The organism is Nocardioides gilvus, assembly GCF_003194605.1.
GTDB lineage: Bacteria > Actinomycetota > Actinomycetes > Propionibacteriales > Nocardioidaceae > Nocardioides > Nocardioides gilvus.
Genome location: NZ_QHKY01000003.1, coordinates 33,099 through 56,821, shown reverse-complemented (window position 1 = coordinate 56,821; position 23,723 = coordinate 33,099). Strand labels below are relative to the sequence as shown.

Sequence of the window (23,723 nt, the reverse complement as noted above, 5' to 3'; positions counted from 1 at the left end):
GCCCTGGTGCATTTCCCGGTAGGATTCAGCGCATGTCTGCGCACCTTGAGCACGATCTTGTCCTGGTGGTCGACTTCGGCGCCCAGTACGCCCAGTTGATCGCCCGACGCGTCCGCGAGGCCCGCGTCTACTCCGAGATCGTCCCGCACACCGTGCCGGTGGCTGACATGTTGGCGCGCAACCCCTCCGCGATCATCCTCTCGGGTGGTCCTTCGAGCGTCTACGCCGATGGCGCCCCCGGCATCGACCCGGCCCTCTTCCAGGCCGGGGTGCCGGTCTTCGGCATGTGCTACGGCTTCCAGCTGATGGCCCAGGCCCTCGGCGGCGAGGTCGCCTCCACCGGCGGCCGCGAGTACGGACGTACGACGCTGTCGGTCTCCGACGGCGGCACCCTGCTCGACACCATGCCGGTGGGGCACAAGGTGTGGATGTCGCACGGCGACGCCGTCGTTGCCGCACCTTCGGGCTTCCGGGTCCTGGCCTCCACCGAGGTGACTCCGGTGGCGGCCTTCGAGCACCTCGAACGCCGGATGGCGGGCGTGCAGTGGCACCCCGAGGTGCTGCACTCCGAGCACGGCCAGCAGGTCCTCGAGAACTTCCTCCACGACGTTGCGGGCTGCCGCCAGACCTGGACCATGCTCAACGTGGTCGAGGACCAGGTCGAGCTGATCCGTAAGCAGGTCGGTGACGGCCGCGCGATCTGTGCGCTCTCCGGTGGCGTCGACTCCGCGGTCGCTGCTGCTCTGGTGCAGCGGGCGATCGGCGACCGTCTCACCTGTGTCTACGTCGACCACGGCATGATGCGCCTGGGAGAGACCGAGCAGGTCAAGACCGACTTCACCGAGGTCTACGCGAGCCTGGACGTGGTGGACGCGGAGAAGCAGTTCCTGGACGCCCTGGCCGGCGTCACGGACCCGGAGACCAAGCGCAAGATCATCGGCACCGAGTTCATTCGCACCTTCGAGGAGGCCCAGGTCCGGGTCTTCGGCGAGGCGGAGCCTGGAGTGACGGCGTTCCTCGTGCAGGGCACGCTCTACCCCGACGTCGTCGAGTCGGGTGGCGGTGCCGGCACGTCGGTGATCAAGTCGCACCACAACGTGGGTGGCCTGCCGGAGGACATGACCTTCGAGCTGGTGGAGCCGCTGCGTGCGCTCTTCAAGGACGAGGTCCGCGCGGTCGGCGAGCAGTTGGGTCTGCCCGAGCGCATGGTGTGGCGCCAGCCGTTCCCGGGCCCTGGTCTGGGCATCCGGATCATCGGCGCCGTCGACCGCGAACGTCTCGACATCCTGCGTCAGGCCGACGCCATCGCCCGTGAGGAGTTGACCAAGTCGGGTCTCGACCGCGAGATCTGGCAGATGCCGGTCGTGCTGCTCGCCGACGTCCGCTCGGTCGGAGTCCAGGGTGACGGGCGTACGTACGGTCACCCCGTCGTGCTGCGGCCGGTGACGTCGGAGGACGCGATGACCGCCGACTGGGCACGCCTGCCCTACGAGGTCATGGAGAAGATCTCCACGCGGATCACCAACGAGGTCGCGGAGATCAACCGGGTGACGATCGACATCACGTCCAAGCCCCCGGGCACCATCGAGTGGGAGTGACGCAGTGAGGGACGAGCGGAGTGCAGCTCCCACGACCGTGAAGATCGAGTGGGAGTGACGCAGTGAGGGACGAGCGGAGTTCAGCTCCCACGACCGTGAAGATCGAGTGGGAGTGACGCAGTGAGGGACGAGCGGAGTTCAGCTCCCACGACCGCGAAGATCGAGTGGGAGTGACGCACTTGGGCATGAGCGTCACCCCTGAGGTCGGCCAGGCGATCGTCATCCGCTTCGACGGCGCTGACACCGTCGTGTGGTGGGGCTCCGGTCCTGAGGGGCGTGAGGTGCTGGCCGCCGAGGGTGGCCGCCTGCTCACCTGGGGCTCGGTGGAGGAGTGTGTCGCCCACGCAAGTGAGGCCGGGTGGGGAGTGGACTGGGACGCTGGGATCAGCAACGACCAGTCCACGCTCCAGGACTTCACCTCGGCGCAGCGGCGACTGAGCGGAGATCCCGAGCCCCTGAACCCACAGTCAGCGCTGGATCTGTGGAACTTCGCCACCGATGTCGCCCACACTCTCGGGTTGCAGTTCCACGACGGTGGACGGGTGGCTGACCTGTGCCACGAGAAGCTGACGAAGGCGACCGTGCCGTACGCCTTCGGGCTCACCGAGTACGCCCTGCGCTGGACCCCGGCCGAGCTCAAGGTGGTCCGTCGGGTGTTGGGCGACGCGGTCGGAGTGGTGCGTACCGGGCTGGGTGTGGCTCCAGGGCATTGACCTGCGCGCCGGACGTTGGCAACCTGCGGGCCATGACCTCCTTCGTCTCCCACACCACGGTCGACTGCACCAACGCCTACGAGCTCTCCAGGTGGTGGCAGCAACTGTTGGGTTACGTCGACATCGAGGACGAGCCCTGTGCCCCGGGAGACGAGGAGTGTGCGATCCAGGACCCGGAGACCGGGCACGTGATCCTCTTCCTCGAGGTCCCCGAGCCCAAGTCGGTGAAGAACCGAATCCACTTCGACCTGCGACCGCGGACGGGGAGTCAGGCCGACGAGAACGAGCGAGTGCTCGCTCTCGGCGCCCGACAGGTCGCCGACCAGCGTGGCCAGTACGGTCCCGGCACCGGGTGGATCGTCTTCGCGGACCCGGAGGGCAATGAGTTCTGCGTGCTCCGCGCGCCGGACTGACTCACCCTCACTCACCCCGTGGGGTCCTCCTGCTGCTCGGCCTGGGCCACCTGCACGTGCTCGAGTGCGCGTTCGGCGACGGACCGGTGCTCCGGCCGCGCGATCTCCACGAGGTCCTCGAACACCGCGCGCAGCCGCCGCACCACTCGGGGTGAGTCACCCCCGTGGTGGAGCAGTTCGGCGACGGTCTCCTCCAGCAGGACCCCGGTGCGCTGAGGGCGGTACAGCGCGACCACCTCACCGTCGGACTCGAGATAGGGCGACGGGTCGCGCAACTGCACGGCGGCCCGCAGCACGACGTGGATCTCGTTGACCGCCTGGATCGCCGTCGTGGGGTCGTTGACGCCGGTGGAGAGAGCCCGCTCCGCGATGTCGAGCAACTGGCGCAACCCGAAAGCCGGGTCGGCGCCGATGTCCCGCTCGTGCGAGATCACCACCGCTGAACTCACCTGCTCCCGCACGGCATCGGAGACTTCGGCGGCCCAGACCCGACCGATCACCTGGCCTGCGACGAGATGGTCGCCGGGGGTCAGGTCCAGCTCGACCACACCGTCCACCTTCTCGCCGATCTTGAGCAGTCGCGACCGGCTCAGTGACGTGAGGTAACCGCAACGATCGTCGTTGCGCACCTCGACGCTCTGGGCACCCGGACGGGGCGACCACGTCGCGGTCGACTCCTCGCGGGCCAGTCGACGGGCGGCGGCCAGCGTGCGGCGGCGTACGTCGGCCATCACCTCGGAGACCTGGACCGAGGTGGTGATGTGGTGGATGAAGGCCAGGAACATGGCCACCGCGACGATGACGTAGACGTAGGAGACCGTGACCGCGAGTTGCGGCACCCGGCCGTCGTCCCCGCCCCGCACGGCCCGCAGCACGGTGAGCGCGTACAGGAACGACCCGGTGAAGAAGCCAAGGGTCAGCTGGACCACTCGGCTCTCCAGGAACGAGCCGAGAATGCGCGGGGAGAACTGGCTGCTGGCCAGTTGCAGCACGACGATGGTGATCGAGAAGACGAGGCCGGTGACCGAGATCATCGCGCCGGCGATGCTGCTCAGCACGCTACGAGCGCCGTCCACCCCGCCCTGGAAGACCCAGACCGGGGTCTCCTCGAGCGAGGCATCGATGAGCGGCACCAGCAGACCGAGAGCCAGGGAGATGCTTGCGATGGTCACCGGCAGCGCCCAGAATCGGCGCCACAGCGCGTCCCAACGACTCAGCCGTGGCGAGTCCGGCCAATTCTTGCTCATGACGACTCACCGCCTCCGACAGCGGCCAGGAGTTGGGGGCCACCCTCCACCACCACGACGTCCGACCCGGTCTTGACCCCTGCGTCCGACAGACCCCGCAGGACTGCCCCGATCACCTCGTGCTGGGCCAACTTGGTCTCCATCTGCCGTGCGCCCGACCAGAACCTCAGGTCCATCCGGACCGTGGCCGTGCCGACCTCCTGCAGGAGAGCCTGGGGTGGGGGTTCGGCGGCGACCGCGGGGAGCGCCTGCATGGCGTCGTGGGCCGCTCGGAGCGCCAGGTCCAGGTCGGCACTGTCGTCGATGTCGAGACGGATCGTCGAACGGACCTGCTCGTAGCCGGTCTGGACGGTGACGATCTCCGAATGCACGACCGAGTTGGGGATGAGCACCAGTCGGCCGTCGTAGGTCCGCACCGCGGTGCTGGTCAGGGAGATGCCCGTGACGGTGCCTGCCACGTCGCGGACCGCGATCTGGTCGTTGACGCGGAACTTGTCCCGAGCCAGGATCACGATCCCGGCGAACATGTTGCCCAGCACCGTCTGGAAGGCGATACCGGCTGCGATGGAGAGCACCCCGATCCCGCCGAGGGCGTTCACCGGGCGCACGCTCGGGAAGATCACCGTGATGGCCGCCGCGAAGGAGAGCAGCAGCACCAGCCAGCGCGTCAACGCCGCAAACATGGTGCTCGCACTGGGAGAGCGTCCTCGCCACAGCAGGATCCGGCGGGTGAGCCACCCCAGCACGCGACTGGCCAGCCAGCCCACGAGGAGCACCACCACGCCGAGGGCAATGTTCTCCCACGTGATCGGCGGGAGTTGCAGGTCCTCGGTGGTCTCCAGGAGTCGAGCGGGTTCGGTACGCATCCCCTGATGTTGGCACCTCATCGGTCCGCGGTCACGCAGGTTGGACGTCCCGCGCCGGTCAGGAGTCGGACAAGTCGTCCAGGGCGGACCCGTTGCCGAACTGGTCCGCGCCGATGACGCTGAGGGTGCCATCGGATTCGAGCACCACCGCTGCCACGTCCTCCAGGCTGCCACGCCCGCTCGACCGCACGGCCTGACGCAGTTCGGACATGGTGAGCCGCTGCTGCCGCAACGCCGACCGGTCCACGACTCCGTCGCGCAGGAGCCACGTGGGCTGGGCCGTGACGGCGGTCCGCAGTCGAGGGACACGAGAGCCTGTGAAGGCCACCACGAGCTGGAGCGCCGCCAGCAGCGCCAGGGCAGTCGCCCCGTCGGCCCAGGCGATCTGACGGTTGAGCAGAATCGTGGCCAGCGTCGATCCCAGGGCCACGGTCACCACCAGGTCGAAGGCGTTGAGTTTGGCCAGCGTGCGCTTGCCCGAGAACCGCAACACCACCACCAGGGTCACGTAGGCCGCGCTGCCCACGGCCAGGATCCGGCCCAGGTCAGCCCATGTGTCGAACCACATCGCCTCTCCTCTCCGCGTCGAGCATCCTGATCACCGTAGCGCCGACCTCGCTCGGTCCGGGCAGGAGAGCGGTTGCGAGTGTGCGGACGAAGACTCTGGCAAGATGGCCGACCATGTCGCCCCTCTCCACCCAACGCACGTTGCGTACGCCCCGGGTGCTGCTCGCCCTGGTCGTCGTGGTGGCATCGCTGGGTCTCGCCGCCTGTGTGAAGCCGGACAAGGCGGTGATCGCCTTCCTGCTCGCCTCGTCCGAGGCAGATCGGTGGAAGACGCTCGACCGGCCCTCCTTCGAGGCCCATGTCGACGAGTCGTGCCGCGGCTGCGACGTCCTCACCTTCATCGCCGAGCAGGACGCTGATCGGCAGGCCGAGCAGTTCGAGGAGGCGATCGACGAGGGCGCGGACGTCATCGTCCTCAATGCCGTCGACGGCGAGAGCGGCGCCAGCCTCGTCCGCGAGGCCGGAGAGATCCCGGTCATCGCCTACGACCGGTTCCTGACCGGTGCAGACTTCTACGTCGCCGCCGACCCGGCAGTCATCGGCAGGCTGATGGCCCAGAGCCTGGTGGACGCGGTCGGGGCGGGGGCGCAGGTGTTGATGATCAACGGAGCCGCGCGCGACCCCAACGGGGTCGCGATCCGCGAGGCGGCCCGCGGGGTCTTCGCACGTCACAAGGTGAAGGTGCTGCACGAGCTCGTCCCGAGGTCGTGGAGCACGGCGGCGGCGCGCGACTTCGTCGTCGAGCACGGCGCCGAACTGGACCGGGTCGACGCAGTCTTCGCGAGCAACGACACCCAGGCTGCCGGTGTGGCAGAGGCCTACGAGCAGTTGGGACGCTCAGGCGGAGCCCGGCCCTTCGTGACAGGCCAGGACGCCGAACTCGACGCCGTACGCCGCCTGGTCTCCGGCGACCAGGGGATGACGGTCTACAAGGACATCCGGACGATGGCCCAGCGGGCCGCCGACCTGGCGATCGACCTGATGTTGGACACCGCTCCCGACGACGCGACCACCTACCAGGAGGTGCCGGCCATCCTGGTGGAGCCGATCGCGGTGACCCGTGGTTCGATCGCCCAGATCGTGGTGCGCGAGCGGGTCTACTCGCTGAACGACATCTGCACGCCCACGCTGCAGCAGGCCTGCGAGTCACTCGCCCTGCGCTGACCCGGCCTGCCTCCGGACCTCACCGGGAGGCGCGCTCCGGACGCCTCACCCGTAGAGAGCGTCCACCTGGTCGGCGTACTTGCGGCGTACGACGCGGCGCTTCAACTTGAGTGACGGCGTGAGCTCCTCGGATTCAGCCGTCCACTCGTGGCCGAGCAACTCGAAGGCCTTCACCTGTTCGGGGCGGGAGAGGCGTTCGTTGGCCTTGTCGACCGCCTCCTGGACCAGTGCCCGGATCTCGGGCTTGGTGGTGAGGTCGGCCAGGTCGGTGAACTCCACACCCATGCGTTGGGCCACGACAGGCGCCACCTCGCCGTCCAGGGTGAGCACGGCCACGATGTAGGGACGGTTGTCGCCGATCGCCATGGCGTGGCCGATCAAGGGGGACTCCTTGAGGTGGTTCTCGATGTTGGAGGGAGCGATGTTCTTGCCCGCCGAGGTGATGATCAGTTCCTTCTTGCGGTCGACGATCGAGAAGAAGCCCTCCTCGTCCAGGGTGCCGATGTCGCCGGTGTGCACCCAACCGTCGGGGTCGATGAGGGCGCGGGTGGCGTCGTCCTGCCGGTGGTAGCCCGGCGTGTTGACCGGCCCCCGTACGAGCACCTCGCCGTCGTCGGCCAACTTGACCTCCATGCCGGGTGTGGGACGACCGACGGTGCCCATCCGGAAGTGACCGGGGCCGTTGACGGTCACCGCGCCACAGGTCTCGGTCATCCCGTAGACGTCGTAGACCTTGAGCCCCAGACCGGCCATGAACCTGGTCGTCTCCACCGGCATGGGCGCGGACGCCGAGGCGCACCACCGCACCCGGTCGAGCCCGAGCAGCAGCTTGAGGAAACCGAGGATCGCGGCGTCGGCCTCCGCGTACGCCTGCTCGATCTCAGGGGTCATCTCCCCGCCGGTCTCCTGGGCCTGGACCCAGGCCAGACCAGCAGCCATCGACCGCTCCACCAACGCCACGTTGTCCGGGTTCGGATCAGCGGCCAGCTTGGCCGAGAGACCCGTCTGGATCTTCTCCCAGACCCGCGGGACGCCGAAGAAGGCGGTCGGGTGCACCTCACCGAGGGTGGCGAGCAGTTGGGTCGGGTCGCCGATGCAGTACTGGTGACTGCCCTGCATGGTCGGGCCGTAGATCCCCAGGATGCGTTCGGCGATGTGGGCCAGCGGCAGGTAACTGACCTGGATCTGGCGCTCACCGGTCAGGCCGGCCGCCTCCAACGTGCTCTGCGCCTCGTAGAGCACGTTGAAGTGGGTCAGGACCACGCCCTTCGGGTTGCCGGTGGTGCCCGACGTGTAGAGGATCGTGGCCGGGGTGTGCCCGGTGACGGCCTCGGCGCGCTCGGCGAGGGCGCTCGGGCGGTCGCGGCGCAGGGCGACGCCGGCAGCGACGAACTGGCGCCAGGTCAAGAAGTTCTCGCCCTCAGGGCCTTCGGGCATGGCGCTCTCGTCGATCATCACCACGACGGTCTCCGGGGCGGCTGCCAGCGCGGACTCCCAGCGGGCCAGATGGTCGGAGTTCTCGAGGATCACGTGGCGGGTGCCGGAGTGTTCGGCGATGAAGGACACCTGATCAGGCGCCAATGTGTTGTAGATCGACATCGGGATCCCGGCGGCGCGCACCACTCCCATGTCGGCCAGGACGTGCTCGATCCGGTTGGTCGCCATGATCGCGACGGTGTCGCCGGGTTCCACCCCGAGGGCGATCAGCCCGGCGGCGACGTCGCACGCCGCATCGTGGGTCTGTGCCCAGGTCAGGGTGCGCCATCCCTCGGCGACGTCGTGACGGTCGGAGTAGGCGGGCTCGTCTGCCCAGTCGGCCGCAGTGGCGTCGAGCCGGTCGAGCAGGGTGTGTCCCTCGACCAGTGTCTGGATGCGGGCCCGTTCGGTGAGTACGTCGGTCATGCGCTGAGTCCTCCTGCTGACGAGAGTGTGACCTGAGTCTCACTGATTTTCCCATCAAGCACGAGGGGGCGCACTGGGCGCGTTGCACGGATCGGTCCGTGGGGCGCCCGGTCTGGGGAAGGGGGTGGGGGGGAACGGGGCCGGAGGGTGGATGACGCACGACGGGCGCGATCCGACCGGGGAAGGTCAGATCGCGCCCGTGCTGGCTCAGGATTTACCTCAGGCGGTGAGTTCCTTCATCTTCGCGACGATCGCGGCCGGGTCCTCGCCCACCGGGGTGATGTTGAGGTTCGTGACGCCGGCCTCGGCGAAGGCTGCGATGCGCTCCTTCACGTACGACTCGGGGCCGACGAAGTTGGCTGCCTCCAGCCACTCGAGCGGGACGGCGGCAGCGGCCTCCTCCTTCTTGCCGGAGAGGTAGAGGTCCTGGATCTCCTTGGCGGCGTCCTCGTAGCCGTACGCGACGGCCACGTCGTTGTAGAAGTTCTTGCCGCGCGCGCCCATGCCTCCGACGTAGAGGGCGAAGGTGGGGCGGGCGAAGTCGAGCAGCGCCTTGGTCTCGGGGCCTTCCCCGATCGCGACCATGCCGCCGGCGAGGACCTCGAGGGGGGCCAGGCCCTCCTGGCGCTTGGCCTTGCCCTTGGCCAGGGCGTCGCCCCAGACCAGATGGGCGCGCTCGGGGTGGAAGAGGTGTGGGATCCAGCCGTCCGCGATCTCACCGGTCTGCTCGACGCTCTTCTCACCCAGCGCAGCGATGTAGAGCGGGATGGTGTCGCGCTCGGGGTGGGTCAGCAGCTTGAGCGGCTTGCCGAGCCCGGTGACCGCGCCGTCCTCCTTCATCAGGGGCAACTTGAACTCGCCGTCGTTGGTCAGCGGCTCACGCTTGAGACCGCGCCGGATCAGGTCGATGATCTCGGCGGTGCGAGCCAGCGGCTTGCGGTAGGGGACGCCGTGGAAGCCTTCGATGACCTGGGGGCCGCTGGCGCCGAGCCCGATGATCGCGCGGCCGCCCGAGACGTTGTCGAGGCCGGCGGCGGTCTGGAGCAGGGCGCCGGGGGTGCGCGAGTAGATGTTGAGGATCGCCGCACCGATCTGGATCGTCTCGGTCTTCGCGGCCAGGTAGCCCATCAGGGTGGGGGAGTCGTAACCGTAGGCCTCCGCGACCCAGACGGCATCGAGGCCGGCCTTCTCGAACTTGGCAACGGTGTCGGCGGCGTCGCGGGGATTGCCTTCGTACCTCAGCATGGTGGAGAGCTTCATGGGGTGACTCTTACAGAGGTACTGTCACGATCGCAAGGGTTCCGGGCGCGCTATGCAACTTGTTTCATGACTGGCGCGTGGAGCGTTCATCACGTCGACACCTGTCGGACGGTTGGCAGCCGCCCGGACGCCCGTGAAGGCCAGCAGGGTCGGGGTCATGGCACAGACCCTCAGCCCGGTTCGACCGGTCAGGACCATCGCGAGCAGGACACAGGCCGCCGCCACCAGCCTCGTCACCCTTCCCACCGTGGTGGCACACCGCGGCGCCAGCGGCCACCGCCCCGAGCACACCCTCGACGCGTTCCGTACGGCGATCCGCATGGGCGCCGACGAGATCGAGCTGGACCTGGTCATCACCAGCGACCGGGTGCTGCTCGTACGCCACGAGAACGAGTTGTCCCGCAGCACCGACGTCGCGCACCACCCCCGGTTCGCGCGACGCTGCGCCACCCGCTCCGTCGACGGGGTGCCCGCCGCGGGCTGGTTCACCGAGGACTTCACCCTGGCAGAGGTCAAGCAACTGACGGCCTGCGAGCGACGACCGCGCCTGAGGCCGGGCAACACCGCGTACGACGGCCTCGAGGGCGTGCCGACCCTTGACGAGGTGCTGGCCATGGTCGCGGCCGAATCCATCCGGCGGGGTCGTCCGGTCGGGGTGATGCTGGAGCTCAAGCATCCCAGTCACTTCGCGGCTCGCGGGCTGGACATGGTCGCTCCGTTGTTGGCGACGTTGCGCCGTCACCGGCTTGACGGGCCCCACTCCCCGGTCACGCTAATGGCCTTCGAGACCGCGGTGCTCCAGGAGCTGGCCTCGAGGTCCGGGCTGGCGACGGTCCAGCTGCTGGGTCGGGCCCACGAACGCCCCTGGGACCTCGCGTGCGTCGGTGACCCACGCACGTACGCCGATCTCGCCACGCCTGCAGGGCTCGAGTGGATCGACCAGTACGCCGACGGCATCGGCGCTCACAAGGACCTGGTGCTGCCGCCCGGGGGATGTCCCGCGAGTGGATCCGAGGAGGGCGCCGCGAGCCACGTGGTCCGCGACGCCCACCGCCTGGGTCTCACTGTGCACGTGTGGACCCTGCGCGCGGAGAACCTCTTCCTGCCCGCGCCTCACCGGATCGGGGACGACCCCTCAGCGATCGGAGACCTGGCTGGAGAGGTCAGGGCCTTCCTGGATGCCGGTGTCGACGGGATCATCACTGACCATCCCGACCTGGCCGTGGCGGCCCGTGCGGCGCACGTGGCTGACGGTGAGCGCCAGCAGGCCGGCTGAACCAGCCAGGAGCCACGGCACCGGCAGGAGCCACTCGAGGTTGTCGTCGGGCACCAGGTCGCCGGTGATCGCCGTCCAGATCCCGGCGAAGCCGAGGAAGGCGATGCCCATGATCAGGTGGGTCAGGTTGACCGGGTGGCGACCGGACTCGGGGCCCGGGACGTGGGTGGGGTTGCTGTTCTGCGGGTCCATGTCGTGGCTCCAGACAGGTTGGGCGGGTGCGGGCTGGTGGTAGCTGCTCATGGCTGGGTCACCACGATCTCGCCGACGCCCATGTCAGTGACGATGTCGATGCGGGGGGCGCTCTCGGAAGGCTCGGAGCCGGCGCTGGCGCTGATGCCCAGTCCACCGTTCTCGTCCTGGTCCGGCAAGCGGATCGAGCCGACCCCGATCGCGGCCTCGATGTCGTATCCCAGTCCTTCGGGCAGGCGGATCTCGACGCGTCCGGCTCCACCGTCGACCCGGATCTCGCGGTCGTCGAGGGCGGCTGGGTCGCTGACCTCGGTGAGGTCCAGGACCAGTTCGCCGCGGTGGATCTCGTAGCTGTCGCGGACCTCGCTCGCCGACCCGGGCGTGAAGAACAGTTCGACCTCATTCGAGTGCTCGGCAGCCATCGCGCCGACGGTGGTGACCGCCGCGACGAGCGCGATGAGGATGACACCCCCGGCCCGTCCCCAGAAGGCCCCCAGCACCAGCACAGCTGCCGCGATCGTCATGGCGAGCGCGGGATAGGCGCTGTCGGCCACGGCCACGCCGGCCAGGTCGAGCGTGCCGAGCACACCCAGCGCGAGGGCGATGAGGGCCAGGGTGAACCAGAAGAGGACAGGTCCACGCCGGCGCGGATCCCGGGGTCGGGCCAGTGGAGGCTGGACCGGTGGAGTCTGGGCCAGTGGCGTCTGGGCCAGGGGAGCCTGGACGGCGCCCTGCTGCGTCCAGTGGGGCTGGGTGTACGGAGCAGTGGGCCCAGCCGGGTCGTACGCCGGGGCGTACGCCGGGGCGTACTCCGGGGCGTACGGGGCGTACGGGGCAGTCGGCGCCGCGGGGTCGTACGCCGGTGCGTACGGCGCAGTGGGAGCCGCGGCGGGGCTGGCGGTGGAGGCGTCGCGCCGGGACCAGAGGAGCCATAGGACCAAGCCGATCACCACCAGTGCCCATGGGAACCGGTACCACCCCCAGGTGTCGCCGACCAGCGCGAGTGCCGCGAGGGCGACCACGCCCACCACCGCAACGGTGCGGCTGCGCACGTCCAGCGGGACGGGTGCCTGAGGCTGGCCGTCCTCGGGCAGCAGCAGCCACAGGGCGCCGTAGACGATGATGCCGGCGCCGCCGAAGAACGAGAGCACCACGAAGGCGACGCGCAGCACGAGTGGGTCGATGTTGAGGTGGCGGGCCAACCCTGCGGCCACACCCGCGACCTTTCGGTCGGCGGGGCGTTGGAGTCCGCCGATGTCCTTGACCTGGTCCCAGTCGGTGCGAGCACCGCTCTGGGGATCCGGGCCGGGGCCGGGTGAAGGGGCGCCGGGTTCGCCCGCGGGGCCGCTGGTGGAGTGGGTCGTCTCGTCCATGTCTCCAGCCTCGCCTCGTCGCGCCCGTTCCACCATCGGTGACAACCCTGATCTCCTGGCGGGGTGGGAGCCCGGGGCTCAGGGTCCTCTCGGGGTCAGCCCTCATGGTCGCGCACCGCTTCGCCTGACACCATGGAGGCACCATGAATCCGCCAGAGCCCCCGCGTCCCCCGGCGCCCGAGCCGACGGCCCCGTTGGCGTGGCGCCGGGCCACTCGCAACTCCACTGACCCGCTGCTCGGTGGAGTGGCGTCGGGCCTGGCCGAGCACTTCGGCGTGCCGGTCCTGTGGCTGCGGGCCGCGTTCGTGGTGAGCACCGCACTGAGTGGCCTGGGCATCGCGCTGTATGCCGGCTGGTGGATGTTCCTGCCGACCGACGCCAGGTTCGAGCAGGACGCTCCCGGCCTGGAGAGTGCGTCGCGCACCGGCCGTCGTCCCGGTCGTACGTGGCGGATGAGTGACGTCGGACCTGCCGTGGCGCTGGGTGTCCTGGGCATCGGACTGGTCCTCGGGTTCCAGGCCGTCTTCGGTCGTGGGGCGATCCTGATCCCGCTGCTGATCGCCGGACTCGGGATCGCGCTGCTGTGGCGCCAGGCGGACGAGGCGCAGCGGGAACGCTGGTTCGACCCGAGCGGACGGGTGGACCCCTTCCGGGCCGTCTTCGGGGCCGGGAACACGGCGTCGTACGTCCGGCTCGCGGCCGGGGTGGGCCTGGTCGCCGTGGCGCTCGTCCTCTTCAGCCTGACCTCGGGGCGGCTCGAGGTCGCGCGCGAGCTCTGGTTGGCGAGCCTGCTGGGGATCGCGGGTCTGGCGGTGGTGGTCGGACCGTGGGTGGTGCGTCTGGCTTCCGACCTCGGAGCAGAGCGCGCCGAGCGGATCCGTACGCAGGAACGCGCCGACATGGCTGCGCACCTGCACGACTCGGTGCTGCAGACCCTCGCCCTGATCCAACGCAATGCCTCCGACCCGACGACGGTCACCAAGTTGGCCCGGAGCCAGGAGCGAGACCTGCGCTCCTGGCTCTACACCGGCCAGGAGCCCGACGCGGCCACCGTGGCCGGGGCCCTGCGCGAGGTGGCTGCCCGGGTCGAGGACGAGCACGCCGTCGTCGTCGATGTGGTGAGTGTCGGTGACATCGAGATGTCGGAACACCTGCGCCCTCTGGTGCACGCCGCCCGCGAAGCGATGGTCAACGCTGCCAAGCACGCCGGCACCGGACGGGTGGACGTCTTCTCGGAGAGCTCGGCCACCCTCGTCGAAGTCTTCGTCCGCGACCGTGGGGCCGGCTTCGATCCGGAGTCGGTGGCTGAGGACCGGATGGGCGTGCGGCACAGCATCATCGACAGAATGGTCAGGCACGGGGGGACCGCGGACGTACGCTCGGCTCCCGGCGAGGGCACCGAGGTGAGGCTGGCGATGCCGGTCGAGGAGGACGAATGAGCGTGCCGGTGAAGGTGTTGGTCGTCGACGACCACGCAATGTTCCGTGCCGGCGTACGGGCCGAGCTGGCGGGTGTGGGCGCTGACGTCGTCGACGTGGTGGCCGAGGCTGCTGACGTGGACGAGGCGGTGAAGGCGCTCGCGGTCCATGAGGTCGACGTGGTGCTGCTCGACGTCCACCTGCCCGGCGGGGGAGGCGCGGAAGTGATGCGCAGGGTGCGGGCCCGCGACCGCGACGGAGCGCCCAAGTTTCTGGCGCTGAGCGTGAGCGATGCCGCGGAGGACGTCATCGGGACCATCCGGGGCGGGGCCCGGGGCTACGTCACGAAGACGATCACCGGTCCCGAGCTGGTGGCTGCGATCCAGCGGGTCTCCGAAGGGGACGCAGTCTTCTCTCCCCGGCTGGCCGGCTTCGTGCTGGACGCCTTCGCCGGGTCCATCCAGGTCGCGGCCGTCGACGAGGACCTCGACCGCCTCACTGAGCGCGAGCGTGAGGTGATGCGACTGATCGCCCGCGGCTACGCCTACAAGGAGGTCGCCAAGGAGCTGTTCATCTCGATCAAGACCGTGGAGACCCACATGTCGTCGGTGCTGCGCAAGCTGCAACTCTCCTCGCGCCACGAGCTCACCAAGTGGGCCTCGGACCGCCGCCTGCTCTGAGAGGTCCGTGGTTTATCGACACCCTGTCGGATTCGATAACCTTGCGCCCATGAACACCTTGGGTCTCATCGTCCTGCTCCTGCACCTTCTCGGCATCGCGGCCCTGCTGGGTGGCCTTCTCGCCCAAGCGCGTGACTCCGAGAAGCGGATCACTCCGGTCATCCGCGACGGCGTCGGCACCGCCTTCGTCGCCGGTATCGTGCTCGTCGGGCTGCTCGAGGCGGGTGACGGCGACGTCAACCACCTGAAGATCGGTGTCAAGTTCCTCGTCAACCTGGTCGTGCTCGTCCTGGTGATGGCCAACATGCGCAAGCCCTCGATCCCCAACGGCCTCTTCTGGGCGCTCACCGGGCTGACCGTGCTGAACGTCGTCCTCGCGCTCTTCTGGAGCGGTGGACACACCTACTGATCCGACGTCATCCAGCGACCGCAGTCCTCTCGAGGGCTGCGGTCGCTGTGCTTCTCGGCGATCCCGTGCCGAGTGGTCAGTCGTCCCCCTTGAGGGAGAAGGACCGCAGGCGGTCTCCGGAGAACCAGACCCCGCCGATCCCCACGACGAACAGGGCTCCCACGGCCCACCACAGGGGCACCGCATCATCAGCCCAGTCCGCATCGATCGTGGCGCCGATCCGTGCTGCCCACTGACCGATGCTGAGCCAGGCCACGCCCGAGAAGATGGCGGCCAGGGTGCCCTCCCACAACAGCACGAAGAGCAGGCCGACCACGACAGCGTGCTTCCACACCGTGCTCAGTGCCAGGAAGAGCGAGGTGTAGGCGATCGCGCCCAGCGTCGCGCTGACACTTCCGGCCAGGACGAGGTCCTGGTCCCCGGAGCCGATCGCGAACCCGGTGACCAGCATGGGCAGTGGACCGAGCAGCAGCACCGCGGCGAGCGCGACGACGTACTTGCTGAAGGCCACCGAGTGACGGCTCACCGGTTTGGCGAGCAGGTAGACCAAGGACCCGTCGTCGACCTCCGGGCCCATCACCGCCGTCGCGGAGACCAGGGCCAGCAGCGGCAGGATCACCAGGAGACCGAGCCCGAAGAGGATTCCCAGGGCGACCTCCGCGTCGGAGGTGAGCACCCGTACCAGCACGCTCAGGCCGATCAGCGCGACCGGGAAGAGCAGGAGCAGGATGAAACGCTTGCGCCCCAGGAGGGCCGCGAGGGCAAGCCGTGCGATCGTCGTGTTCATCGGGCCACCAGGTAGGAGAAGACGCTCTCGAGGGACTCGTCACTCGGCGAGACCTCGATGAGGGAGATGTCACCGGCACGGGCCCAGACCGGGAGACCGTGGACGAAGGTCCCCAGGTCGGCGACCTCGACGTCGAGACCGCCACTGTCGACGAAGCGCACGGCGCGCACCGACGGCTCGGCGACCAGGGCGACGGCCAACGCACGATCGTCGTCGGAGCGCAGGAAGTACTGCACCGGGCGGTCGGTCATCAGCCGTCGGATGGCGCCGAAGTCACCCGAGGCGGCATGGCGGCCAGACACGACGACCTCGATGTGGCGGGCCAGGCGCTCGACCTCCTCGAGGATGTGTGAGCTGAACAGGATGGTGTGGCCGGTCTCGCCCATGTCGTGCAGCAGGGCCATCAACTGCATCCGTTGACGGGGGTCGACGCCGTTGAAGGGCTCGTCCAGCAGCATCACGCCGGGTTCGTGCACGAGTGCGGCAGCGATCTTGACGCGCTGGCGCATGCCCTTGGAATAGGTGTCGATGCGTCGCCCGGAGGGTTCGACCAGCTCGACGCGCTCCAGGGCCTTCTCGGTGGCCGCGCCCGGATCACTCAGGCCCTGCAGTTCGGCGTTGGCCCGGACGAACTGACGTCCGGTGAGGTAACCGAAACTGATCTCGCGTTCGGGTACGAGGCCCAGTTGGCGATATGCCTCGGTGTTGCGCCACACCGGCGCCCCGTCGAGGAGCACCTCACCCGCCGACGGCGCGAGGAAGCCCGACATCATTGCCATCAGCGTCGTCTTCCCGGCGCCGTTGGGACCCAGGAGCCCGGTGACCCCGGGGCCGATCCGCATCGAGACGTCGTTGACAGCGACCACGTTGCCGAACCACCGCGAGACCTTCTCCAGCACGATCTCAGCCATCAGCGACCAGCCTTCCTGAAGCGAGCGACCAGCGCGAGCACGGGGAGAGCAGCCATGAGCAGTGCCGCGAGGACGTAGGCGCTCACCATCACTGCGCCCTGGGGCGGGGTGATCACCTCGACCCCGGCGTCCATCACGGAGGCCAGCCCGTTGACCAACGCCCACGGCGAGAAGAGACCCGAGATCTCGCCTGTCCGCGGCGAGTCGAACTCCGCAGCGATCGCCTGGACCGCAGAGAGCGCGGTGCTGACCACCAGGACCGCAAGGATCGAGCCGACCACGGCGAAGCCACGGCGCAGGGCCATGCTGGCGATCAGTCCGGTGATCGAGGCGAGCATGGCTGCCAGCAGCAGGTCCAGGGGGAGGGCCTTGAGGAACGAGAGCGTCTCGTCGCCGGCGTCGAGGCGGCTCAGCAAGCCGCCGACGTACAGCACGAGTTGCGGCGCCAGGATGAAGATCAGACAGGCCGTGGCCAACGCGGCCCAGCGCACCAGGGCCGAGGTCCGGGCGCTCAGTGGTCGCGCCAGGTACAGGACGATCGAGCGGGAACGCAGGTCCCGGGAGAAGATCGTCGGGGCCTGGGAGGCGGCAAAGATGCTGACCAGGACCTGCACGGTGTTGGTGTAGGCCGCGTACGTCCTGACCTGCTCGTCGAAACCGAACATCGCCACCACTCCCACCATGATCACGGCGGGCAGCAGGGTCAGGCCGAGCAGCAGGAAGGGCAGCACCTTGGAGCGCCCGGAGCGGCCCAGCCCGTACGCGTGCTTGAGGGCCGTGACGTAGAGGGAGAACGCGATGCGCGCGTCGCCGTCGCGCGGGCCGGTGTAGCGGCGGTAACCGATGTCGTGGATGACCCCGGTGACCGGCTGCTGGGCCGTCGGGTGCTGGGCCGTCGGGTGCTGGGTCGGCGATGGCTCAGACATGCGGCACTCCCTCGGTGAAGACGTCCTCGAGGTGGCCGTGGTCCGGCTCGATGCGGACCAGACCGAGCCCGTGGTCGGCGACGACGTCGCGCACCACTCGGTGCACGTCCACGCCCTTCGGCGGCGGGTCGACGCGCACCGTCCGGTGGTGCGGTCGGCAGGGGAGACCCGCGGCGGCCAGCTCCTGGCCCAGCAGGTCCCGCTCGGCCACGCCACCCAGGACCTCGACCAGGAGGGCGCCCGAGACGTCCAGGAACTGGCTGGTGGCCGAGGAGCGCAGCAGGGTGCCGGCGTCCAGGATGACCACGTGGTCGCTGACCTTCTCGAGCTCCCCGAGCAGGTGGGAGGTGACCAGGACCGGGATCTTGAAGTCGGTGCCGATCCGGCGGACCAGCCGCAGCATGTCCATCCGGGAGGCCGGGTCGAGTCCGTTGGTGGGCTCGTCGAGGAAGACCAGCTCAGGGTCGTGCACCAACGCCTGCGCGAGCTTGGCCCGCTGCTTCATGCCGGTGGAGTACGTGCCCAGGAGGCGGTAGCGCTCCTCGTCCAGACCGACGATGCGCAGGATGTCGGCGGCGCGCTCGCGGGCGACGGCGACGGGTAGACCCGACATCCGGGCCAGGTGCACGACGAAGTCGCTGGCGCTCACGTCGGGAGGGAGGCAGTCGTGCTCGGGCATGTAGCCGACCACCCGGCGCACCAGGGCTGAATCCTGCGCCACGTCGTGCCCCAGGACGGTCGCCCTGCCGCTGGTCGGGGCCTGGAGACCCAACAGGATCTTGATCAGGGTCGACTTGCCCGCACCGTTGGCTCCCACGAGTCCGGTGACGCCCGGCCCGACCTGGAGCGTGAGGTCGGAGAGCGCCACCACCCGACCGAAGTCCATGGTGAGGCCTGCGGTGGTGATCACTGGTTCAGGATCGGCTGTCACGTGCACAACCTAGCGGGAGCTGTGGGTGAGCGGCTGAAGGTGTCTGGGGCGCGCCGTAAGGTTGGGGGCAACATGAGCAGCCCCTTCACCATCCCTGGTCTCGAACACATCCAGCCCCCTGCTGGGCAGCCTTCCGAGCCCGCCCCCGCGCGCGCTCCGAGCCGCCGCGGCCCCACGCGTGAACAACTGCTGGAAGGACTCAACGAGCCCCAGGCCGAGGCGGTCGTGCACGCCGGGGCCCCGCTGCTCGTGGTGGCCGGTGCGGGCTCTGGCAAGACCAGGGTGTTGACCCGTCGGATCGCCTGGCTGGTGGCCGAGCGTGGCGCCCACCCCGGCTCGATCCTGGCCATCACCTTCACCAACAAGGCCGCGGCCGAGATGAAGGAGCGGGTCGAGGAGCTCGTCGGCAAGCGAGCCCGTCTGATGTGGGTCTCCACCTTCCACTCCGCCTGCGTACGCATCCTGCGCAAGGAGGTCGACAAGCTCGGTTTCAAGTCGAGTTTCTCCATCTATGACTCGGCCGACTCCAAGCGCCTGATGGGGCTGGTGCTGAAGGAGTTGGAGCTCGACCCGAAGAAGTACCAGCCCAACGCGGTGCTCAACTGGATCTCGGACCGCAAGAACGAGCTCGTCGACGCCGAGGACGCAGCCAAGGACACGAAGAACGCCTTCGAGGCTGCGTACGCCGCGGCGTACAAGACGTACCAGCGGCGGTTGCGCGAGGCCAACGCGATGGACTTCGACGACCTGATCATGACGACGGTCCACCTCCTCATGGCCTTCCCCGAGGTCCGCGAGACCTATCGGCGTCGCTTCCGGCACGTCCTGGTCGACGAGTACCAGGACACCAACCACGCGCAGTACGCGCTGATCCACCAGTTGTGCGCCGAGCACCCCGAAGACGCCGGTTCCGAGCGGGTTGCGCCGGCTGAGTTGATGGTGGTCGGCGACGCCGACCAGTCGATCTACGCCTTCCGTGGGGCGAACATCCGCAACATCCTGGACTTCGAGAAGGACTTCGCAGACGCGACGTCGATCCTGCTCGAGCAGAACTACCGCTCCACCCAGACCATCCTGGCCACCGCCAACGCGGTGATCGGCAACAACGCCAGCCGCAAGCCCAAGCGGTTGTGGACCGACGCCGGTGACGGAGACCGGATCGTGGGGTGGGTCGCCGACGACGAGCACGCCGAGGCGAGGTTCGTCTCCGACGAGATCGACCGTCTCGTCGACGCCGGGGCCCGAGCCGGGGACGTGGCGGTCTTCTACCGGACCAACGCCCAGTCGCGGGTCTTCGAAGAGATCTTCATGCGCACGGGGCAGCCCTACAAGGTGGTCGGGGGAGTGCGCTTCTACGAGCGCAAGGAGGTCCGCGATGCGTTGGCCTACCTGCGGGTGCTGGTGAACCCGGCCGACGAGATCTCGCTGCGCCGCGTCCTCAACACCCCGAAGCGGGGGATCGGTGACCGCGCCGAGGCGTGCGTCAACTTCCTCGCCGAACAGGAGCGGGTCACCTTCTTCGAGGCGCTGACCATGGCTGACCGAGCTCCCGGCATCGCCACTCGATCAGCCAAGGCGATCAAGGGTTTCGTGGACATCATCGTCGAGCTCCAGCAGATGGTGGAGGCCGGTGAGCGCCCCGACGTGATCCTGGAGACCGTGCTCGACCGCTCGGGCTACCTGGCCGAGCTGGAGGTCTCCGACGACCCGCAGGACGGCACCCGTGTGGAGAACCTGGCCGAGTTGGTCGCGGTGGCGCGGGAGTTCTCCGAGGACCCGGTCGCCGGACCCTCCGCCGATCCGACCGACGTCGAGGCGGGCACCGTGACCCCCGGCCTCACCGACTTCCTGGAGCGCGTGGCCCTGGTGGCCGACAGCGACCAGATCCCCGACAACCCCGACGGCGAGGACGTCGGCGTGGTCACCCTGATGACGCTCCACACCGCCAAGGGCCTGGAGTTCCCGATCGTCTTCCTGACCGGGCTCGAGGACGGCGTCTTCCCGCACCAGCGGTCGCTGGGCGATCCCACCGAGCTCGAGGAGGAACGACGCCTCGCCTATGTCGGCATCACCCGGGCCCGGGAGAAGCTGTACGTCTCGCGAGCCGTCGTCCGTTCAGCCTGGGGTGCTCCGTCGCACAACCCCGCCTCGCGATTCATCGACGAGCTGCCGATCGACCTCGTCGACTGGAAACGTACGGCCGACGCGGCTCCCCGATGGAGCCGCTCCGACCCGGACGCCAACTCCTTCTCCCGGATGGGTGCGCCCACGGACGCGGGGCGCCGCAACTTCACCTCCGCGGCCATGCGCATGGATGCCAGCTCGAAGGCCAAGAGCGCCCGCGAGGTACCGTCCCTGGCGCCCGGGGACCGGGTGGTCCACGACTCGTTCGGCATGGGGACCGTGGTGGCCCTGGAGGGCGTGGGCGACAAGTCGGTCGCCTCGGTCGACTTCGGATCCCAGGGGGTCAAGCGCCTGCTGTTGAGGTACGCGCCGGTCGAGAAGCTCTGAGGCGTCGGCACCTGAAATGCGAGGAGCCCCAGCCGATCCGGCTGGGGCTCACGCGTGTCGGCGGTCCGGTCAGGGACGCAGACCGTGGGTCATCAGGGTGCTGTAGGGATCGACGGGGTCGGCTCCACCGGGGCGGACCTCCAGGTGCAGGTGGGCGCCGGTCGAGTTGCCGGTGCTGCCGACCCGCCCGATCACGTCGCCACCGGTGACGGTCTGACCGACGGTCACGTCCATCGTCGACTGGTGGCAGTACCAGATCTCCGTGCCGTCCTCGAGGGTCAGTACGGTCTTGTTCCCGTACGAGCCGTCGTAGCCGACCTCGGTGATCGTGCCGTTGGCCACCGCGACCAGCGGGGTGCCCGAGGGAGCAGCGAAGTCGAGACCGGTGTGCACCGTCGACCACAGGTAGCTGGTGAGGCCGAAGGTCGCGGAGAGCCGGTAGCCCTGCACCGGCATGACCCACTGGTTGGCCTCGATCTTGGCGGCCTGCTTGTTGGCCCGGGCCTGGAGACCTGCCAGCGTCTTGCTGCGCGCGGCGGCGGCGGCCTCGGCCTGCGCCACCAACTCGGCGTCAGAGGCCTGGGCGACTGCGACCCGGCGCGAGTCACGACTTACGACCTCGTCGCGGTCCGCGACAACTGCTGCGGCACTGCTCACGGCATTGCTCTGCGCGACCTCGGCGGCGACGACGGGGTCGTCAGCCATGCCGGGACCGGCCACGGCTCCTCCGATGGAGACGGCCAGGGCGGCTGCCCCGGCGATCACCGGAAGGGAGGGGAGACCGCGGAAGAGTGGCCCCTTGGGCCCGCTGTGCTTGGTGGCGCGGCGCTTGCCGCCCACCGGCGCGAGGGTGGCCGGGTAGGCCGCCGCCTCGATGACCGGAACGACTTTTTCAGAAACTTGGTTTGCTGCGGCCGGGAGCCGGGTAGGAAGTGCCATGTCGACATCTGCGACGGGCTGAGAAATGTGAGAGACCCGGAGCTCGGACGTGGTGGCCCTACGGGCTCCAGCGGTCGGGGCGTTCCGGGTCGAAGCGGTCGTGCGGGCGCGGTCCGCCGATGCTGTGCGGCGATCGCCGCGTTCAGCTCGATGGTTTCCCATGAAGAAGACCTCAGGTGGTTTGACGATGGGGCAGTACTGCGGTGGAGCAACCCGGACGACTGTAGTGGATCGGCCAAGTCGGGGGTAATCCCCTGTCCACAGATCCTGCGTCAAGCTTTGGAGGGGCGCAGGAGAACGTGGAAAAAACGCCTGACCCATGGGTGAAACCGGTCACATGACCTGTCCACGAGGGACCCAGAATCGTCGTGGTCCGGTGTGGCGGTTTAGTGTTCGAGGGTTGGAACGCGCTCCCCTGGACCCACGTTCGGGGCTGCCCGCGCGCTCGCGAACCTAAAGGATTGGGTGGATCGTGGACCTGATGGAATACCAGGCGAAGGAACTCTTCGCCAAGCATGGTGTGACTACCACCCTCGGTGTGGTTGTCGAAACGGCTGAAGCGGCCAAGGCTGCTGCCGAGAAGCTGGGCGGCGTGACCGTCATCAAGGCGCAGGTCAAGGCCGGTGGTCGAGGCAAGGCTGGCGGCGTCAAGATCGCAAAGACCGCGGACGAGGCGTACGAGTACGCCGACGCGATCATCGGCATGGAGATCAAGGGTCTGCGGGTCAACCGCGTCCTGGTCACCCCTGCCACCCCGCCGGTGGAGGAGTACTACTTCTCCTTCCTGCTCGACCGTGCCAACCGCTCGCACCTGTGCATCGCATCGGTCGAGGGCGGCGTGGAGATCGAGGAGGTCGCCAAGACCAACCCCGAGGCCGTGCGCCAGATCCCGATCAACGCCCTCGAGGGCGTGACCGCGGAGAAGGCTGCCGAGATCGTCGACGACGCCAAGTTCCCGGCGGAGTTGCGCGACCAGGCCATCGAGATGGTCCAGGCGCTGTGGAAGGTCTACGTCGAGGAGGACGCCACCCTGGTGGAGGTCAACCCCTTGGCCCGCCTGGAGGGCGACAAGCTCGAGGCGCTCGACGGCAAGGTCTCGCTGGACGAGAACGCCTCCGAGTTCCGCCACCCCCACCACGCCGACTTCGAGATCCGTGAAGAGGCCGACCCGCTCGAGGCGAAGGCCAAGGACAAGGGCCTCAACTACGTCAAGCTCGACGGACAGGTCGGAATCATCGGCAACGGTGCCGGTCTGGTCATGTCGACCCTGGACGTCGTCGCGTACGCCGGCGAGGCACACGGCGGCGTCAAGCCCGCCAACTTCCTCGACATCGGTGGCGGCGCGAACGCCAAGGTGATGGCTGACGGCCTGGACGTGATCCTGCACGACCCGCAGGTCAAGAGCGTCTTCGTCAACGTCTTCGGTGGCATCACGGCCTGTGACGAGGTCGCCAACGGCATCGTCGGCGCGCTGGAGATCCTCGGTGACGAGGCCTCCAAGCCGCTGGTCGTCCGTCTGGACGGCAACAACGTCGAGGAGGGTCGTCGCATCCTCAACGAGGCGAAGCACCCCCTGGTGACGCTCGTCGACACGATGGATGGCGCGGCCGACAAGGCCGCCGAGCTGGCGAACGCCTGAG

21 protein-coding genes are annotated in these 23,723 nt (G+C 68.8%); 10 read left to right on the top strand and 11 right to left on the bottom strand.

Annotated elements, in window-relative coordinates:
• Nucleotides 1-32: 32 nt before the first annotated feature.
• The 3 genes from guaA (at nt 33) to DNK52_RS09125 (ending at nt 2,724) form a co-directional block, all read left to right on the top strand.
• A complete protein-coding gene (guaA, locus tag DNK52_RS09135) occupies nt 33-1,598 on the top strand; it encodes a glutamine-hydrolyzing GMP synthase (RefSeq protein ID WP_110240710.1) in 1,566 nt (521 codons plus the stop codon).
• A gap of 185 nt (nt 1,599-1,783) precedes the next feature.
• A complete protein-coding gene (locus DNK52_RS09130; protein ID WP_110240709.1) occupies nt 1,784-2,311 on the top strand; it encodes a hypothetical protein in 528 nt (175 codons plus the stop codon).
• Between the two features lie 32 nt (nt 2,312-2,343).
• Entirely contained in the window at nt 2,344-2,724 is a 381-nt protein-coding gene (locus DNK52_RS09125; protein WP_110240708.1) for a VOC family protein, read from the top strand.
• Nucleotides 2,725-2,735: 11 nt separating this feature from the next.
• On the opposite strand, the gene DNK52_RS09120 is transcribed toward DNK52_RS09125, so the two are convergent.
• The 3 genes from DNK52_RS09120 to DNK52_RS09110 are packed head-to-tail and all read right to left on the bottom strand — an operon-like array spanning nt 2,736 to nt 5,405.
• Nucleotides 2,736-3,971, bottom strand: coding sequence for a DUF2254 domain-containing protein (locus DNK52_RS09120; RefSeq protein WP_110240707.1), 1,236 nt, complete (start codon nt 3,969-3,971; stop codon nt 2,736-2,738).
• The gene (locus DNK52_RS09115; protein WP_204163472.1) at nt 3,968-4,837 is read right to left on the bottom strand and encodes a mechanosensitive ion channel family protein; all 870 of its coding nucleotides are present in this window, start codon (nt 4,835-4,837) and stop codon (nt 3,968-3,970) included. The genes DNK52_RS09120 and DNK52_RS09115 overlap by 4 nt, the downstream gene beginning before the upstream one ends.
• Nucleotides 4,838-4,895: 58 nt before the next feature.
• A complete protein-coding gene (locus tag DNK52_RS09110; protein WP_110241171.1) occupies nt 4,896-5,405 on the bottom strand; it encodes a DUF421 domain-containing protein in 510 nt (169 codons plus the stop codon).
• A gap of 113 nt (nt 5,406-5,518) precedes the next feature.
• Between DNK52_RS09110 and DNK52_RS09105 the strand changes: the two genes are divergently transcribed.
• Nucleotides 5,519-6,568: a substrate-binding domain-containing protein gene (locus tag DNK52_RS09105; protein ID WP_162598709.1), complete on the top strand. Its 1,050-nt coding sequence runs from the start codon at nt 5,519-5,521 to the stop codon at nt 6,566-6,568.
• A gap of 45 nt (nt 6,569-6,613) precedes the next feature.
• On the opposite strand, the gene DNK52_RS09100 is transcribed toward DNK52_RS09105, so the two are convergent.
• Together DNK52_RS09100 and DNK52_RS09095 are read right to left on the bottom strand one after the other, a co-directional pair.
• Nucleotides 6,614-8,470: an AMP-dependent synthetase/ligase gene (locus DNK52_RS09100; protein WP_110240704.1), complete on the bottom strand. Its 1,857-nt coding sequence runs from the start codon at nt 8,468-8,470 to the stop codon at nt 6,614-6,616.
• Nucleotides 8,471-8,689: 219 nt separating this feature from the next.
• Entirely contained in the window at nt 8,690-9,730 is a 1,041-nt protein-coding gene (locus tag DNK52_RS09095; protein ID WP_110240703.1) for an LLM class F420-dependent oxidoreductase, read from the bottom strand.
• Between the two features lie 157 nt (nt 9,731-9,887).
• Between DNK52_RS09095 and DNK52_RS09090 the strand changes: the two genes are divergently transcribed.
• The gene (locus tag DNK52_RS09090) at nt 9,888-11,006 is read left to right on the top strand and encodes a glycerophosphodiester phosphodiesterase family protein (RefSeq protein ID WP_162598708.1); all 1,119 of its coding nucleotides are present in this window, start codon (nt 9,888-9,890) and stop codon (nt 11,004-11,006) included.
• Between the two features lie 239 nt (nt 11,007-11,245).
• Here the strand turns inward: DNK52_RS09090 and DNK52_RS09085 are convergent, their stop codons facing one another.
• A complete protein-coding gene (locus DNK52_RS09085) occupies nt 11,246-12,571 on the bottom strand; it encodes a PspC domain-containing protein (RefSeq protein WP_162598707.1) in 1,326 nt (441 codons plus the stop codon).
• A 143-nt stretch (nt 12,572-12,714) separates the two neighbouring features.
• Between DNK52_RS09085 and DNK52_RS09080 the strand changes: the two genes are divergently transcribed.
• From DNK52_RS09080 to DNK52_RS09070, 3 genes are read left to right on the top strand one after another with little or no spacing between them, the layout of a single operon-like run.
• Nucleotides 12,715-14,010 (top strand): ATP-binding protein, encoded by a 1,296-nt coding sequence (locus tag DNK52_RS09080; RefSeq protein ID WP_110240700.1) that lies wholly within the window; start codon nt 12,715-12,717, stop codon nt 14,008-14,010.
• Nucleotides 14,007-14,669: a response regulator gene (locus DNK52_RS09075; RefSeq protein ID WP_110240699.1), complete on the top strand. Its 663-nt coding sequence runs from the start codon at nt 14,007-14,009 to the stop codon at nt 14,667-14,669. The genes DNK52_RS09080 and DNK52_RS09075 overlap by 4 nt, the downstream gene beginning before the upstream one ends.
• A 49-nt stretch (nt 14,670-14,718) precedes the next feature.
• Nucleotides 14,719-15,078 carry a hypothetical protein gene (locus tag DNK52_RS09070; RefSeq protein ID WP_110240698.1) on the top strand — a complete coding sequence of 120 codons (360 nt, stop codon included), beginning with the start codon at nt 14,719-14,721 and terminating at the stop codon, nt 15,076-15,078.
• A 76-nt stretch (nt 15,079-15,154) separates the two neighbouring features.
• On the opposite strand, the gene DNK52_RS09065 is transcribed toward DNK52_RS09070, so the two are convergent.
• Genes DNK52_RS09065 through DNK52_RS09050 form a run of 4 tightly spaced genes read right to left on the bottom strand, consistent with a single transcriptional unit; the run spans nt 15,155 to nt 18,633 of the window.
• Complete coding sequence (locus DNK52_RS09065) at nt 15,155-15,865, bottom strand: ABC transporter permease (RefSeq protein WP_110240697.1); 711 nt, start codon at nt 15,863-15,865, stop codon at nt 15,155-15,157.
• Nucleotides 15,862-16,776, bottom strand: coding sequence for an ABC transporter ATP-binding protein (locus tag DNK52_RS09060; protein ID WP_110240696.1), 915 nt, complete (start codon nt 16,774-16,776; stop codon nt 15,862-15,864). The genes DNK52_RS09065 and DNK52_RS09060 overlap by 4 nt, the downstream gene beginning before the upstream one ends.
• Nucleotides 16,776-17,702, bottom strand: coding sequence for an ABC transporter permease (locus DNK52_RS09055; RefSeq protein WP_110240695.1), 927 nt, complete (start codon nt 17,700-17,702; stop codon nt 16,776-16,778). The genes DNK52_RS09060 and DNK52_RS09055 overlap by 1 nt, the downstream gene beginning before the upstream one ends.
• Entirely contained in the window at nt 17,695-18,633 is a 939-nt protein-coding gene (locus tag DNK52_RS09050; RefSeq protein ID WP_239455475.1) for an ABC transporter ATP-binding protein, read from the bottom strand. Before DNK52_RS09050 ends, DNK52_RS09055 begins: the two co-directional genes overlap by 8 nt.
• Before the next feature lie 72 nt (nt 18,634-18,705).
• Between DNK52_RS09050 and pcrA the strand changes: the two genes are divergently transcribed.
• Nucleotides 18,706-21,144, top strand: coding sequence for a DNA helicase PcrA (pcrA, locus tag DNK52_RS09045; protein ID WP_110240694.1), 2,439 nt, complete (start codon nt 18,706-18,708; stop codon nt 21,142-21,144).
• A 69-nt stretch (nt 21,145-21,213) separates the two neighbouring features.
• Here the strand turns inward: pcrA and DNK52_RS16155 are convergent, their stop codons facing one another.
• Nucleotides 21,214-22,083 (bottom strand): M23 family metallopeptidase, encoded by an 870-nt coding sequence (locus tag DNK52_RS16155; RefSeq protein ID WP_204163471.1) that lies wholly within the window; start codon nt 22,081-22,083, stop codon nt 21,214-21,216.
• 472 nt (nt 22,084-22,555) lie between these two features.
• Here DNK52_RS16155 and sucC point away from each other — a divergent pair, with 472 nt between their 5' ends.
• On the top strand, nt 22,556-23,722 hold the full coding sequence (gene sucC, locus DNK52_RS09035) for an ADP-forming succinate--CoA ligase subunit beta (protein WP_110240693.1): 1,167 nt from the start codon (nt 22,556-22,558) through the stop codon (nt 23,720-23,722).
• The last annotated feature ends 1 nt before the right edge of the window (nt 23,723 follow it).

Excerpts from the sequence above, each read along its gene's own strand:
- guaA (WP_110240710.1), top strand. The coding sequence starts at position 33 with ATGTCTGCGCACCTTGAGCACGATCTTGTCCTGGTGGTCGACTTCGGC.
- DNK52_RS09130 (WP_110240709.1), top strand. The coding sequence starts at position 1,784 with ATGAGCGTCACCCCTGAGGTCGGCCAGGCGATCGTCATCCGCTTCGAC.
- DNK52_RS09125 (WP_110240708.1), top strand. The coding sequence starts at position 2,344 with ATGACCTCCTTCGTCTCCCACACCACGGTCGACTGCACCAACGCCTAC.
- DNK52_RS09120 (WP_110240707.1), bottom strand. The coding sequence starts at position 3,971 with ATGAGCAAGAATTGGCCGGACTCGCCACGGCTGAGTCGTTGGGACGCG.
- DNK52_RS09115 (WP_204163472.1), bottom strand. The coding sequence starts at position 4,837 with ATGCGTACCGAACCCGCTCGACTCCTGGAGACCACCGAGGACCTGCAA.
- DNK52_RS09110 (WP_110241171.1), bottom strand. The coding sequence starts at position 5,405 with ATGTGGTTCGACACATGGGCTGACCTGGGCCGGATCCTGGCCGTGGGC.
- DNK52_RS09105 (WP_162598709.1), top strand. The coding sequence starts at position 5,519 with ATGTCGCCCCTCTCCACCCAACGCACGTTGCGTACGCCCCGGGTGCTG.
- DNK52_RS09100 (WP_110240704.1), bottom strand. The coding sequence starts at position 8,470 with ATGACCGACGTACTCACCGAACGGGCCCGCATCCAGACACTGGTCGAG.
- DNK52_RS09095 (WP_110240703.1), bottom strand. The coding sequence starts at position 9,730 with ATGAAGCTCTCCACCATGCTGAGGTACGAAGGCAATCCCCGCGACGCC.
- DNK52_RS09090 (WP_162598708.1), top strand. The coding sequence starts at position 9,888 with ATGGCACAGACCCTCAGCCCGGTTCGACCGGTCAGGACCATCGCGAGC.
- DNK52_RS09085 (WP_162598707.1), bottom strand. The coding sequence starts at position 12,571 with ATGGACGAGACGACCCACTCCACCAGCGGCCCCGCGGGCGAACCCGGC.
- DNK52_RS09080 (WP_110240700.1), top strand. The coding sequence starts at position 12,715 with ATGAATCCGCCAGAGCCCCCGCGTCCCCCGGCGCCCGAGCCGACGGCC.
- DNK52_RS09075 (WP_110240699.1), top strand. The coding sequence starts at position 14,007 with ATGAGCGTGCCGGTGAAGGTGTTGGTCGTCGACGACCACGCAATGTTC.
- DNK52_RS09070 (WP_110240698.1), top strand. The coding sequence starts at position 14,719 with ATGAACACCTTGGGTCTCATCGTCCTGCTCCTGCACCTTCTCGGCATC.
- DNK52_RS09065 (WP_110240697.1), bottom strand. The coding sequence starts at position 15,865 with ATGAACACGACGATCGCACGGCTTGCCCTCGCGGCCCTCCTGGGGCGC.
- DNK52_RS09060 (WP_110240696.1), bottom strand. The coding sequence starts at position 16,776 with ATGGCTGAGATCGTGCTGGAGAAGGTCTCGCGGTGGTTCGGCAACGTG.
- DNK52_RS09055 (WP_110240695.1), bottom strand. The coding sequence starts at position 17,702 with ATGTCTGAGCCATCGCCGACCCAGCACCCGACGGCCCAGCACCCGACG.
- pcrA (WP_110240694.1), top strand. The coding sequence starts at position 18,706 with ATGAGCAGCCCCTTCACCATCCCTGGTCTCGAACACATCCAGCCCCCT.
- DNK52_RS16155 (WP_204163471.1), bottom strand. The coding sequence starts at position 22,083 with ATGGCACTTCCTACCCGGCTCCCGGCCGCAGCAAACCAAGTTTCTGAA.